8 protein-coding genes are annotated in these 14,483 nt (G+C 48.3%); 7 read left to right on the top strand and 1 reads right to left on the bottom strand.

Going from position 1 to position 14,483, the window contains the following annotated elements; all coding sequences use genetic code 11:
- Positions 1-10: 10 nt before the first annotated feature.
- From BLV50_RS06995 to BLV50_RS06970, 6 genes are all read left to right on the top strand, one after another.
- Positions 11-2,569 (top strand): DUF5696 domain-containing protein, encoded by a 2,559-nt coding sequence (locus BLV50_RS06995; RefSeq protein WP_256337877.1) that lies wholly within the window; start codon positions 11-13, stop codon positions 2,567-2,569.
- Positions 2,566-3,468, top strand: a complete 903-nt coding sequence (locus tag BLV50_RS06990) for a carbohydrate ABC transporter permease (RefSeq protein ID WP_063567969.1) — start codon at positions 2,566-2,568, stop codon at positions 3,466-3,468. Before BLV50_RS06995 ends, BLV50_RS06990 begins: the two co-directional genes overlap by 4 nt.
- A gap of 17 nt (positions 3,469-3,485) precedes the next feature.
- Positions 3,486-4,430 (top strand): carbohydrate ABC transporter permease, encoded by a 945-nt coding sequence (locus tag BLV50_RS06985; RefSeq protein WP_090806673.1) that lies wholly within the window; start codon positions 3,486-3,488, stop codon positions 4,428-4,430.
- A 115-nt stretch (positions 4,431-4,545) separates the two neighbouring features.
- Positions 4,546-6,234 (top strand): RICIN domain-containing protein, encoded by a 1,689-nt coding sequence (locus BLV50_RS06980; RefSeq protein WP_256337934.1) that lies wholly within the window; start codon positions 4,546-4,548, stop codon positions 6,232-6,234.
- A 130-nt stretch (positions 6,235-6,364) separates the two neighbouring features.
- On the top strand, positions 6,365-7,657 hold the full coding sequence (locus BLV50_RS06975; protein ID WP_371129223.1) for an SGNH/GDSL hydrolase family protein: 1,293 nt from the start codon (positions 6,365-6,367) through the stop codon (positions 7,655-7,657).
- Between the two features lie 55 nt (positions 7,658-7,712).
- A complete protein-coding gene (locus tag BLV50_RS06970) occupies positions 7,713-8,483 on the top strand; it encodes an alpha/beta hydrolase (protein WP_063567979.1) in 771 nt (256 codons plus the stop codon).
- A 259-nt stretch (positions 8,484-8,742) separates the two neighbouring features.
- On the opposite strand, the gene BLV50_RS06965 is transcribed toward BLV50_RS06970, so the two are convergent.
- Positions 8,743-10,011 (bottom strand): glucuronoarabinoxylan endo-1,4-beta-xylanase XynC, encoded by a 1,269-nt coding sequence (locus BLV50_RS06965; protein ID WP_063567972.1) that lies wholly within the window; start codon positions 10,009-10,011, stop codon positions 8,743-8,745.
- A 1,998-nt stretch (positions 10,012-12,009) separates the two neighbouring features.
- Here BLV50_RS06965 and BLV50_RS33660 point away from each other — a divergent pair.
- On the top strand, positions 12,010-14,483 hold a 2,474-nt coding region (locus tag BLV50_RS33660; protein WP_218135370.1), incomplete at its 3' end, for a collagen-like triple helix repeat-containing protein.

Below are 14,483 nucleotides of genomic sequence, written 5' to 3'. Positions count from 1 at the left end.
GAATTTGTACGTGGCTAAAAAAATGATCGCGATCCTGCTCGTATTCGGCCTGCTTCTTGGCGGGTATCAGCCCGCTTCCATGCCTGAACCCAGGATGTCTGCGAGCTCGGGTGAACAAGCGGAAGTGCCTGCGCTGCCGCCCGGAGAGAAGCTGGCCTCATCCTTCAACGATACACGTCTTCCGGGCATGATCGGGCTTGCCCAGAATGAAGCGCTGCAGCTGTTCATCCAGGAAGAGACAGCCGAGATTGCGGTGATTCACAAGCAGAGCGGGCAGATCTGGCGCAGCAATCCGGAAGAGCGCAAATTGGATACGCTTGCGGCGGGCATCAACAAGGATCTGCTGTCTTCGCAGGCCAAGCTCAGCTTTTATAACAGTCTGGGACAGAGCAGCTCGGTTAACTCCTATACGGATAGTGTAGCCCACCAGCAGATAAGCTACGAAGTATTGCCAAATGGCGTTCGGGTGAACTACCAGTTTGGCAGTAATGAGAGCTCCATAGAGGATTTGCCTGTGAAAATCAGCAAGGAGCGCTTCGAGCAGAAGCTGCTTGCCGCGCTCGATAAGGCCGGGCAGCGTGCCTTAAAGGTCGGCTATGCCGAGGACAAGGACGAAGGCGTCTACGTCCGAATCGACAAGGCGATGCAGGGACTTCAGCTAACGCGTGCCCTCAAGGCTTTTGAGACAGCCGGTTACACACCAGAGGACGTTGAACTGGACAATGTCGAGCATGGCATCGAGCAGGAAAAAAGCGGACCACGCATGTTTATGTTATCCATCGAATACGAGCTGGATGACGAAACACTGGTCGTACGCGTGCCGGCATCCGGCATTCATTTTCCCGAGCAATATCCGATCAATAGCATATCGGTGCTGGATTATTTCGGTGCTGGTGCAGCGGACGAAGAAGGTTCCCTGTTTGTACCCGACGGTTCGGGAGCACTCATTCATTTCAACAATGGCAAGGTTCAATATCCCGCCTATCAGCAGGACGTGTATGGACCGGACCTGACGATGAAGCTTCGTGAAGTGGACTCGACTGAGGAAAAGGCCAGGCTGCCGGTTTTCGGACTGATTCACTCGGGCGGTGCGTTCCTGGGCATCATCGAGGAAGGTGCGGCTACAGCCGTTGTTAATGCGGATATCAGCGGAAAACTGAATAGCTACAACAATGTGTATCCAAGCTTTTACGTTGTGAACAAAAGTGATGTGACGCTTCAGGCGAGCGACATGGTACGGACACTGCCCAAGTTCCAGAAGAAGCCGACGGCATCCGATTTTGTCGTTCGTTACGCCTTTGCCGGAGCAGAAGATGCGTCCTATTCCGGTCTTGCCTCTCTGTACCGGGATTATTTAACCCGGACGGACGGCCTTCCGGCGAAGCAAACGGCTGAGGGAGAAAAGGGCATTCCGTTTTACCTGAAGCTTGTCGGCAGTATGACCACCCAAAAACACCTGCTGGGTATACCTTACGAATCGAATGAGGCGTTGACCACGTTTGAAGAGGCGCAGCAAATCTTGTCCGAGCTCAAAGAAAAACACGTATCCAACATTCAGGTGCGCTACGCGGGCTGGTTCAACGGAGGACTCCTTCATCGTTTGCCGGATTCCATCAAGGTGGATGGGGCGGTGGGAGGACGTAAAGGCATGCAGGCATTTAGCGGCTATACCCGTGAGGCCGGGATCGGCTTTTATCCTGATATAGCGGTCCTAAACGTGCATGCGAAGAGCGGCTTCAAGCCTTCCTCGGAAGCTTCCCGAACACTCACGCAGGAGCCAGCGGTTCTATATCCGATGGACCCGGCAACACAGCGGCGTGACCGGGATCGACAACCGGCATATATCCTTTCTCCAAACCTGCTGGGTGATGTGACCGAAGACATGCTAAAAGCACTCCAGCCATATGAGACAGGCGGCTTGTCTATGCGTGATCTGGCCGAGCAGCTGAATAGCGATATGAATCCGAAAAAACTGCTGGACCGAACCGGAGCGCAAGTTGCTGTCACGGAGGCATTGAAGCAAATTACACAGCAGGGGATGCCTCTTGTGGCGGAGGGTGGGAATGCTTATGCGCTGCCATATGTGACGGGGTTGACGGATGCGCCGATGTCCAGCAGCCACTTCAAGCTGGAGGATGAAGAGATTCCGTTCTTCCAACTGGTTGTTCACGGTGGCATCAGCTACACCGGAGCAGCCTACAATCTGTCAACGTATACCGATGCAAGACAATATGTGTTGAAGCTTGTTGAGTATGGAGCAAGCCCCTACTTCACATGGTTCAACGCGCCGAACCATGTCGTGAAGGAAACGGATTACGACGATCTGTACGCCGCCCATTACGAGCAGTGGATGGACCTGGCAGCCGAGATGTATGAAGAGGTCAATCAGGCCAATCGTTCATTCGCCGGGCTGAACATGGTCGCACACGAGAAGCTGGCTGAAGGGGTATTTCAAACGACATACGAAAACGGAGGCTTCGCTCTGGTGAATTATAACGACTTCCCCGTGGAGGCAGCAGGCCGAACCGTAGAAGCCAAAAGTTACGTGACAGGTGGTGAGCAGCTCTGAAAGCGCTACTGAAAGGAAAGTGGGGACGCCGAACCTATGCTCAGCAGAAGGCGGCCTGGGGAGTGATCTATGTGCTTCCCTGGCTTATCGGCTTTGTCCTGTTCTTCTTTGTTCCGCTGCTGGCTTCCCTGCGCTACAGCCTGAGTTCAATTCAGGCGAACGCGCAGGGCATATCCATCCAGTTCACAGGTCTCGCCAACTATATTCAGGCGCTGACGGTCAATACCAGCTTCAACCGAGCGCTGATCGGATCCATAACGGATGTATTCGTCAATGTGCCGCTCATCGTTATATTCAGCCTGTTCCTTGCCGTCATTCTCAATCAGAAGTTTCCGGGGCGGGCCATAGCGCGGTCAATCTTTTTTCTGCCGGTGATTTTGGCATCAGGCGTCATCATGGCACTGGAAAGCACCAGTCTGATCGAGGCCGTTAACCAGAGCAGTATGGGTGGCAGTGCCCTGGGCACATTTGAGATCGAAAACCTGATGCTGGACGCGGGGCTGGGCGAGTGGGTTGTCATGTATCTGAGCGGCGCCGTAGATCGCATTTATCAGATCGTCAGTCAATCAGGCGTGCAGATTCTTATCTTTTTGGCAGGCATCCAAACCATATCGCCCCAGCTGTACGAGGCATCCAAAATGGAAGGGGCTACGGGGTATGAAGCCTTTTGGAAAATTACGTTTCCTATGGTCAGCCCACTTATTTTCGTTAACGTGATCTATACCATTGTCGATTCCTTTGCCAACAATGCTATGACTACCCTCATTCGTGATACAGGCTTTGTCAAATTTGATTTTGGACTGAGTTCAGCCATGGCGTGGGTGTACTTCGTGGCAATTGCCGTCATTCTGGTCATCGTATCACTTATTTTCTCCAAACGTGTCTTCTATCAAGATTAGAAAGGGGGTTGACCGGGTTGATGATATCAAGGTTGCTGTCACTTGAGCAGTGGAAGAGCTGGCTGTGGTCCGTTGTGCGGTTCACGCTGATTACCGGGCTCTCCTTCGTGATCCTGTTTCCGATCTTCCAGAAAATATCGACGTCCATCAAGGATAAGAGCGACCTGTATTCGGCCGTCGTGGTCTGGATTCCGCAAAATTTCTCCATCGAGAATTTCAAGCAGGCCATTCGTGTTATGGATTATTGGGCCACCTTGCTCAATACGTTTGCACTGTCTGCAACAACGACCATTTTGACGACGCTCTCCTGCGCACTCGCTGGATACGGGTTTGCCCGCTTGAAATTCAAAGGGAGCAATCTGTTGTTTGCGGGAGTCATCCTGACCATTCTAGTTCCGCCAACGACCATCCTGATTCCGGTGTACCTGAATTTGAAGAGCTTTGATCTGATGGGACTGATGACGCTGATCGCTGGCAAACCCGCAAATCTGCTGAATACGTACTGGCCGTTTATTCTGACTGCCATAACGGCCAATTCGCTCAAGGCAGGGCTGTATATTTTCATCTTCCGCCAGTTTTTCAGAGGCATTCCCAAGGAAGTGGAGGAAGCGGCTTACGTTGATGGTGCTGGCATCAGCCGCACTTTTGCACGCATCATGCTGCCCAATGCGATACCTTCGATTGTTACGGTGCTGTTATTTTCCTTCGTGTGGCAATGGAATGACAGCTTCTATACGACAACCTATCTGACGTCCAGCAAAGTGATGTCCACCCAGCTGTCCTCGCTACCGTATAATTTGGCCCAGCAGGTAAGCGACGGTGCATCCAAAGCCGATCCTTTTTATCTAAGCATGATACAGGATACCGGGATTTTACTGGCCATCTTGCCTTTGATCATCATCTACCTGTTTGTACAGCGTTATTTCGTGGAGAGTGTTGAACGCACGGGCATCGTTGGATGATGCTTCTCCATCAGAAGGGCTACGAAGGCGAGCCCAATATAGTTCAGTGAAGGAGGTGATGCCGTCTGTTTTCACGTTTCACCATTCAAGCTCAGGAGGGATTAAGTTGAAGAAGATGTTGAATTACTGTAAATTTATGCTCATTCTGGCTTTGCTGCTGTCCATCACGCCACTCGGATCGGGTCGCGCGGACGCGTGGGTTGGCATGCCTATGGGCAAGCTTCACGTCAGTGGGAAAAATCTAGTGAACAGCAGTAACCAACCCGTCGTAATGAGTGGCTGGCATCAGCCCTCAGGAGCCTACTGGACCTACCAGAACAGCAACTATTATCTCACTCGAAACGGCAACAACCGCCATGCCGCTACATTGGCTTATCTGAAAGACATTACCGATACATTTACAAGTACAAGTCCTAAATACGGAAGCAGCCACGGCTGGAATATGAATCAGATTCGTCTGTTCATTGACCGCGAGGACATGGGAGACGTAGCAGCAGGCACTTATAATTTTGCTGGTGTACAAACTGTAACGCAGAACGTCATTATCCCTTATATCCAATATGCAAAAACGAAAGGCGTCTATGTTACACTCGGACTTGACTTCACATTGAAGGATGATCAAGCTACGACCACAGCCAATCTGCAAAAGTTCAATCAAATCTGGGGTTATCTCGCTTCTCGCCCGGAAATTAAAAGCGCAGACAACGTACACTTTGAGCTGATCAATGAGCCAGTTAAATCGTACGCTAACGGACATTGGGGCGGCTACAACGGCGAGAACGACTTTGTGGATCACTGGAATGATCTGCGCAATTTTCAGAACTCCATCATCTCGACCATCCGCAGCCAAGGCGCGGATAATGTTATCTGGGCCGCTGGTTTGGGGTACAACCAATTCTATAGTCTGACAGCAAGCCATCCTTTAACAGATCCACTGAACAATTACGGCTATGCCGTTCACTGGTATCCGGGGTACGGAGCGCATGACAACATGTCCATTCTGCAAGATCAGTGGAATACGAATGTGAAGGCTGCGGCTGATAAATATCCGATTAACATCACCGAAGTCACGTGGTTCAAAACAAAAGCAGGCGATTCCGAATACTGGAATCTGTTCAATGGCAGCAATGAAGGCTTCGGCAACAATACGAAGACTATTTTCAACGCGGCAGGCAATGTCAGCATTGCAGCACATATGAACGGCTTCATTTTGGATGCTGGGGAACGAAGCTCCTTTGCCGATCCGACGGCAGGCCTAAAATGGGACGGTGATGCTTCACGGAGCGCGATGGGACGTTTCCTGTTCGAATGGTTCTATGAACGGGCACAGTCTTACCCGAACAGTGGCACTCCATCAACCGGATTGACGCCGGGGGCAACCTACAAGATCGTGGCTAGACATTCGAGTAAGGTTATTGATGTACCGGGTGGGGTAAATGAGAGCAATTTGCAGCTTCAGCAATGGTCTGATTTGGGTGGCAATCCTCAAAAGTGGGTCCTGACCCAGATTGCTAGTGGAATTTACAGTTTGACGAGTGTAAATTCGCCCGATAAGGTCATCGACATTCGTAATGGCACCAGTAACAATGGAGAGGCAGTACAGCTCATGAGCAATTTGAATACCACCGCGCAGCATTTTAAAATCAACGATCTGGGCAATGGCTATTGGAGTATTATAAACGTCAACAGCAATAAGGCCATAGAGGTCGCAGGCTCCTCAACTGCAGACGGTGCCAAATTACAGCAAAACGGTTTTACAAACGCAACCAATCAGCAATGGAAATTTGTCGCAGTTAACAATTAAGATGTATCTCCAAAAGCCCGGCTTAGCAAATTTAAGCAAGGCTTTTGGAGTATACCTGAAGTTTATTAGCGTGCTTCATAATATGCTTCAGTAACCCAATTAAACCCTTTGTTGATGGAAAGGATGATGGATGTCCATGCTCAACAATTCAGCGGATTCGGCAAATGAAAAGGAAGGTCCGACGGCACCGTGTGACCCTGTTGGGGTTGCTGAAGCTGGGAATGAGCCGCCGGTTGATCCCGAGTCACAGGCTTATCGTGATATGATTGGTAAATCTCTATTGAACAAAGGAAACAACACTAGATTGAAGGCTGCTATTGAAAAAGCAAAACGCGGCGAGCCGGTCACCATCGCTTACATTGGCGGCTCGATTACCCACGGCGCAGGCGCCGTTCCTCTTCATCTGAATTGTTACGCCTATCGCTCGCATGAAATTTTCAAGCATATGTTCGCTCCATCGGATGACAGTCCGATTCGTCTGATCAAGGCAGGCGTAGGCGGCACTCCCTCACAGCTGGGCATTGTCCGCTATGATCGGGATGTGCTGCGGGACGGGACAGTCCAGCCTGATATTGTCATTGTGGAGTTTGCCGTCAATGATGCAGACGATGAGACCAAAGGCATTTGTTACGAGAGCCTGGTGCTCAAGGCACTTGGCGCTAACAACAAACCAGCCGTCATTCTGCTGTTCAGTGTGTTTGAGAATGACTGGAATCTTCAGGATCGCCTGACTCCTGTTGGCTGGCATTATGATCTGCCTATGGTGAGTGTAAAAGATGCTGTGGTGGAGCAATTCCAGTGGACGAAGGAACAGGGCAATGTCATTACCAAAAAGCAATTTTTCCATGACATCTACCATCCGACCAATGCCGGACATCATATTATGGCCGACTGTCTGGGCTGGTTGTTCGACGTAACGGATCGATCCGCCCCGGATGAGGAAGATAACGCGAATGAAAAGCCACCGCTGCTCGGAAATGCCTTTGTTGACACGAAGCTGCTTGATCGTCTGAATGGCGACAGGATCGCCCGGATTGAGGCGGGTGGGTTTCGGGAGACGGATACCGATCTGCAACTGACAGAGATGGATGATCATGCACACAGTACACCGCTATTTCCTAATAACTGGATGCATACGGGGCAGAACGTAGCGGGTAAAGACAGCTTTAAGCTGATCCTCCGGAGCAAGCGCCTTATTCTGGTGTTCAAGGATTCCGGAAGGGCGGATTTTGGAACCGCGAATATTAGAGTGGACGGAACACTGATGAAGACAGCCGATCCGCATCAAGTGAACTGGACACACTGCCATGCCGTAATCCTGTACGATGAAAAGCATTCCAGAGAGCACACGGTGGAGATTGAGATGGCTGAAGGCCACGAGGGCAAACGATTTACGATTCTGGGATTTGGTTATGTTGATTAGTCACAACATCCTGTTTAGCAGCAACAAAAGAAGCATGTTGGAAGGGGAGAATATGATGATAACTACAGCACCAGAAGGGTATGACCAGTACAGGGAAAACATACTACACGGCAACATGGAAATGGTGGAATATTTCTCGGCAACCGTTGGGAACTCGCGCAAAACAATGGTGTATACTCCACCCGGATATTCCATTGAGTATACGTATAACGTCCTCTACCTTTTGCATGGGATCGGTGGAGACGAAGCCGAGTGGCATAATCATGCCAATCCACAAGTGATTCTCGATAATCTGTACGACGATAAAAAGCTTGAGCCGATGATTGTCGTATTTCCTAATGGTCGCGCAATGCCAAACGACAGGGCTGAGGGAGATCTGTTTGATCCTGAGAAAATAAAAGCATTCGAGACGTTTGAATCCGATTTACTTCACGATTTAATTCCTTTTATTGAATCGAATTACCATGTACGGACGAAAAGGGAGAACCGGGCAATTGCAGGTTTGTCCATGGGCGGAGGCCAGTCTTTAAATATCGGATTGAACAATCTGAACCATTTTGCCTGGATCGGTGCGTTCTCCGCAGCTCCAAACACCAAAGCCCCGGAGCTGCTCCTCCCGAATCCATCAGAAGCGTCATCGCTTCTCCGTTTGCTCTGGTTGTCCTGCGGTGACCAAGATAACCTCAAGCAAATCAGCGAACAGTTGCACGGTTATTTGACACAACACGAAGTACCTCATATTTGGTATGAGGAAAGCGGTGGACATGATTGGCCTGTATGGAAGAACGATCTGTATCAATATTCCAAATTAATTTTTCAATATTAAAAGGAGTGGAAGGAAAAGCCTATAACGAGTTCATGTTCAAGAAATAGACAAGAACAAAAAGACAAGAGCACTCCTATTGTGTTTTAGACAGGGGAGCGCTTTTGTCTTTTATTCTGGTTTTGACCATTCATATGAAGACAACTCCCAATGAATATCATTGGAAGTTGTCTCAAGGGTTTTGCGTTTATTTGCGGTACGATTTTAATATGAGGACATCAACATTTATGCAAGGAAAAGTGTGAGGCGATCGGACATGTTACTATTTTAATGGAGCTGTGAATGTGGTAACACTCTGGGCAGGAAGTTGAGCAGTAAAGGAATTGCCAGTGACGTTTATCGAAGAGCCGGTTGCCAGATTTCTAGTGCTGTCCGTAATCCAGGAAGATACGGTTGAGGCATTCCCGTTCTGCAATACAAATTTTTGGTTTACGGCGGAAGTACCTCGGTTGATTGCTACGATAACCACCTTGTTGTCTCCTTTGTAAGCAGAGATAAACGTCTGGGTATCCGGATTTTTCGTCGCTTCAACTCTTACAAAGCCTGGTCGAACAAACTTGGAAAAATGCGCCATGTTATATCCACGTTTGCTTATGGTGCCATCTTCTTTCATGGGACCGTACTGTCTACGAATATACCACCATACATAAGCCTGGAAATCTGCTTCTACCATGGCATTATGGATGTGATAGGAGACATCCAGCGCCTCTGGCCAATTATCTGCTGAGTTTGCGTTACTATTAGGGTAATATACCTCTGACATCCAAAGTTCCTTTCCTGCACCTTTTTGTTTAAAAAGTGGGTAAGGGAAATTGTTAAATTGTGTACCATACGTATGTGCACCCAAAATGTCCATGTTTGCTAAAGCTTGAGGATCATTCAGTATGGGATCTGACATTTCTTTTAGGTAGGAGAAGGATTCTGGCGCCATTACTTTCGCTCCTGTAATGGAGCCTGCATAATCTTTCATGAATCGAAGCATTTCTTGAGGCGTCCACCACGTCCAATCATGCGCATAATCCGGTTCATTTTGTACGGAGATTGCATAGAGATTAACACCGTTGGATTTCATGTAAGAAACAAAGTCATTAAGATGCTGTGAATACGCAGCATATTTATCGTATTTAAGTCGCTTGGCCGTGGTGTCCCCATTACGATTGAATGTCTCCACCATATCACTTGGAGGATTCCATGGTGACGCAAAGACGATTGCCCCTTGTTCAATCGCTCGTTTTGCGGTAGGCAATTCTTTATACCAATTGTTTTTATTATCATCAATATAGACACGCAAAATTGAAAAACCCAGCTGATTTTGTCCATTACCAAATGCTGTATCTCTTTGCGATGGTGTCAAATCTCCTATCCAGGCCGGATGATTGATTCCCCCAAATCCCTTGATAAGCTGCTTTTGAGAAGACAAGTTTACAGTAACATCGCTGGCAGCCGAAGCCTGAATTGGAGTTAATATCAGCGGCAGGGCAGTCAGGAGGGCCAAAAGAACACTAATTGACTTCTTCAATTTGAATAACAAAACGTACACTCTCCTCTAAAACGAAATTTTATCAACCTGAATAAGAAAGCCTAGATCTTATTTTGGGCAAATAATTTTCTTGTATCACCCTCTTTCATACAAAAAAATATATATAAATATATGGGATAATTTATATATTTTTGTATTGTTGTGAATTTAATTCTACGGGAATATATAAGGGATTTAAACCGGACAAATTCCAGTTTTTTGTGCATATAAGAGACTCATGGCCGTAGCATGAGTCTCTATCTGATAACTGATGAATTCATAGTTTGTTCATTTCACCAAAGAAGTTACGTCCATACGGTCGAGTCATTGGCAACTTATGTGATGCGAAGCGTAATCTGTACGACGATTTTTTAAGGATAAGGCCGGGGGCTATTTGGCTGAGCTGGTGTGTTCATCGTGAAGCTACTGCTAAACATATCCATTCTGGCTTGATGGCAGTGGAAGTACCAGGAGTTCGAGGGGATCGGGCAGCTTGTTATGGATTTTGTGCTACAGATACTTAGGTGGCTTACGGAAGAGGAAAGTAATTCCATTAAGCAAACAAAGGCTGAATGTTTTGCTAACGCTAAGAAAAAAAGGAAAGCACTTGGGGGGGGGCCAAATGTTTGCCTCGTAAAAATTTGGTGGACGTTGAGCTTTATGCTCTGGATATGTTCCTGTCTTGAACGGGGAGAGTCAATAGAATATTAAAAATTGAATTCGATCTATTGACCGATGGTTAATTTATCATATTAATGTAGAATATCCAACAAAACATGAGGAACGGAAAATTATAGTTTACGAGATTCGTCGGAAATCTTCATATTGAGATTTATCCAGTTGGCGAAGGCTTATTTGCACGCAGATATTGTGACCAGATGCAACCATACAGTATTGCTGAAAACGAGAATGGAAAGATGACGTTTTTCGGGTATGTAAATAATAATCCGTACACAGGTAGTTGAGATTGCATGTATATGATTAAACTAACGGGTAACGTTAGTTTAATAAAACCAAGAAAGCAGCAGATCAAATGTAATCGGCTGCTTTTATTCAACTGACGTGCTGAGTATTCTATAGATATGTCTAAACCTCCTATTAGAAGCAAACTAGAAAATTGTTCTAATAGGAGGTTTTATTCATGTGCATGATAACTTAATAATATCGAAACAAATTGGGCATTTATAGTATCTAATTAAGTATTATTTATTTTCATCGTATCTTTTTTTGGAGGAAACATTTCCATTTAGAAATACGGGGATCAGCTAGTTGCTAGAGTTGGTCCCTATGTCAAGATTTTAGACGGAAGAGAGTTTATGTTCAACTTCGTGAATTAAACGATAATTTCTTTGGTAATAAAAAAGAGCGTACTGAGCTAATTGAGAAAGCTCATGGTGCAGTTGCTGGAGCGCTAACTTGGGAAGGGATCGATAAATTCAAAGTTAAATATTCTGTTGAATGGCAGACCGGAGATTATTCCTATAGAACTGGAACTATTGAGGCTAAAATGAAAAAGTCCAAAGAGAAATGGATTCCTTTTTCGTATCATTACTATGAGTCATGGGGGATTGTAGCTCCGTAACAAACAATGAGATGTCGCTATTTTACCTGCCATTCCATAGTTAGAATGAGAAATTAAAGTAGATGCGCAATCGAGGGCGAAGTTAAACTAACAGCCAGATTACTTTAATATCTAATATCCATCGCGTTCATCCCTACTTTGGTTATCTTCAAATGACGCTTGGTGGTTTATAAAAATAAACAAAGAGTCGGATGAATAAATTGAGCATTTTGAATGTTGCAGGAGAAAATTTATAAGCGGAACTGTCTTCAACTGTTCACACTCTTGAAAAATAAAAGTATACCATGTATGGACAAAAATATGTGGCACAGGGAAAAGGAAGACCAGGCAATTAAAATTGTCGGTCTATAGGAGTCAGAGAAGTATTAGTATATAAGGAATGTAGATATCTCTCCTGTTTCTAAAAAACGTACAAAGGGGAGGGAATAATGACTATTTTATCAACTGGACCGATTGAGAATAATCCGGTCAATGGTGTAAGACCAACACAACAGCTGACCATCAATATTGATAATAGAAATGTGGCCACTAATGCAATTATCTTGATTCAGGGTTATTACCTAAACGGGACTAGAACGGAATATGTACTCGAATTAATTAGTGTAAATCCAAATCAAGCAATAAGGAAAGATTATTTTGCGGATCTGGATGTATTTGAATTTGTCTTTACAACAAGTGGTTTAGCAGAACAGCAGATAGAAATTTCAGTTTGGGGAAAAAATTCTTCAGGACAGCTTGTAACGCCTCATCGTATCGTATCATCAGAGTTGTTAGGAGCCAATGGGACCATAGGAACAACCGGGACAACGGGAGCTACAGGAGTCAGTGGATTGACAGGGGCTACAGGCTCAACGGGAGTCACTGGTGCATCAGGTGCAACAGGAATAGGAACGACTGGATCGACGGGCGCAACTGGTCCGACAGGTGCAACTGGGGTAACAGGAGTTACAGGTACCACAGGTGTGACTGGGATTACAGGGGCCACCGGAGCTATCGGAAGCGCAGGAGTAACAGGAGACACCGGCGTAACGGGAACTGGAACGACTGGAGTCACCGGAGCGACGGGTACAACGGGGGATCCTGGAATAACGGGAACAACAGGAGATACCGGTGGAACCGGAGTAACAGGTGCTACAGGTTCTGTAGGCAGCACGGGTGCGACCGGAACCACAGGTATAACGGGCGCAACAGGATCTACAGGTGTAACTGGTGCGACAGGAGACACCGGAACAGGAACAACTGGAGTCACCGGCGCGATGGGTTCAACTGGGGTAACCGGCGCAACAGGCGCCACTGGGGTAACAGGAGTTACAGGAGTTACGGGATCAACAGGTGTAACAGGAGACACCGGCGTAACGGGAACAGGGATGACTGGAGCCACCGGCGCGACGGGTTTAACGGGTACGACGGGCGATTCTGGAATAACGGGAACAACAGGAGATACCGGTGGAACCGGAGCAACTGGCGCAACAGGATCTACGGGTATAACCGGAACGACTGGCGCAACGGGAACAGGGGCTACTGGCACCACTGGTGTAACGGGGATTACTGGGGGAACCGGTGCGACAGGGACAACAGGAACGGGAACGACTGGAGCTACTGGAGCTACTGGTGCAACAGGATCTACTGGGGTAACCGGAACGACAGGCGCAACGGGAACAGGAACAACCGGATCCACGGGAGCGACGGGCTCTAGTGGAGTAACTGGTGTCACAGGTGCAACGGGAACAGGGGCTACTGGCACCACTGGTGTAACGGGGATTACTGGGGGAAGCGGTGCGACAGGGACAACAGGAACGGGAACGACTGGAGCTACTGGTGCAACAGGATCTACGGGTGTAACCGGAACGACAGGCGCAACGGGAACAGGGGCTACTGGCACCACTGGTGTAACGGGGATTACTGGGGTAACCGGTGTCACAGGTGCAACGGGAACAGGGGCTACTGGCGCCACTGGTGTAACAGGAGCAACAGGAGTTACGGGATCTACAGGTACCACTGGTGTTACTGGTGCAATAGGAATAACGGGTTCAACAGGTGTAACAGGAGACACCGGCGTAACGGGAACAGGGATGACTGGAGCCACCGGCGCGACGGGTTCAACGGGTACGACGGGCGATCCTGGAATAACGGGAACAACGGGAACAACAGGAGTAACAGGTTCTACAGGGTCTGTAGGCAGCACGGGTGCGACCGGAACCACAGGTACAACGGGCGCAATAGGATCTACAGGTATAACTGGTGCGACAGGCGCAACGGGAATCGGAGCCACCGGAGCCAGCGGAACAGGAGCTACTGGTGCAACAGGATCTACGGGTGTAACCGGAACGACAGGCGCAACGGGAGCGACGGGCTCTACTGGAATAACCGGTGTCACAGGTGCAACGGGAACAGGGGCTACTGGCGCCACTGGTGTAACGGGAATTACTGGGGTGACCGGTGTGACTGGTGCCACAGGAACAGGAACGACTGGAGCAACAGGATCTACAGGTGTAACTGGTGCGACAGGCGCAACGGGAATCGGAGCTACCGGCGCGACGGGTTTAACGGGTACGACGGGCGATCCTGGAATAACGGGAACAACAGGATCTACAGGTGTAACCGGCGCAACAGGAGCCACCGGGGTAACAGGAGTTACAGGAGTTACGGGATCAACAGGTGTAACAGGAGCCACCGGCGCGACGGGTTTAACGGGTACAACGGGCGATCCTGGAATAACGGGAACAACAGGAGTAACAGGTTCTACAGGGTCTGTAGGCAGCACGGGTGCGACCGGAACCACGGGTATAACGGGCGCAATAGGATCTACAGGTGTAACCGGTGTGACTGGTGCCACGGGAACAGGAACGACTGGAGCTACTGGAGCAACAGGATCAACTGGGGTAACCGGTGTGACTGGTGC

Source organism: Paenibacillus sp. 276b (assembly GCF_900107875.1).
In the GTDB taxonomy this organism is placed as follows: domain Bacteria; phylum Bacillota; class Bacilli; order Paenibacillales; family Paenibacillaceae; genus Paenibacillus; species Paenibacillus marchantiae.
Note: the sequence above shows the minus strand (reverse complement) of the source record. Positions and strands in the feature narration are given on the sequence as shown.

What these genes read in the sequence shown, in the direction of transcription:
- BLV50_RS06980 (WP_256337934.1), top strand. Translation starts at nt 4,546, where the DNA reads ATGTTGAATTACTGTAAATTTATGCTCATTCTGGCTTTGCTGCTGTCC.
- BLV50_RS06975 (WP_371129223.1), top strand. Translation starts at nt 6,365, where the DNA reads ATGTCCATGCTCAACAATTCAGCGGATTCGGCAAATGAAAAGGAAGGT.
- BLV50_RS06970 (WP_063567979.1), top strand. Translation starts at nt 7,713, where the DNA reads ATGATAACTACAGCACCAGAAGGGTATGACCAGTACAGGGAAAACATA.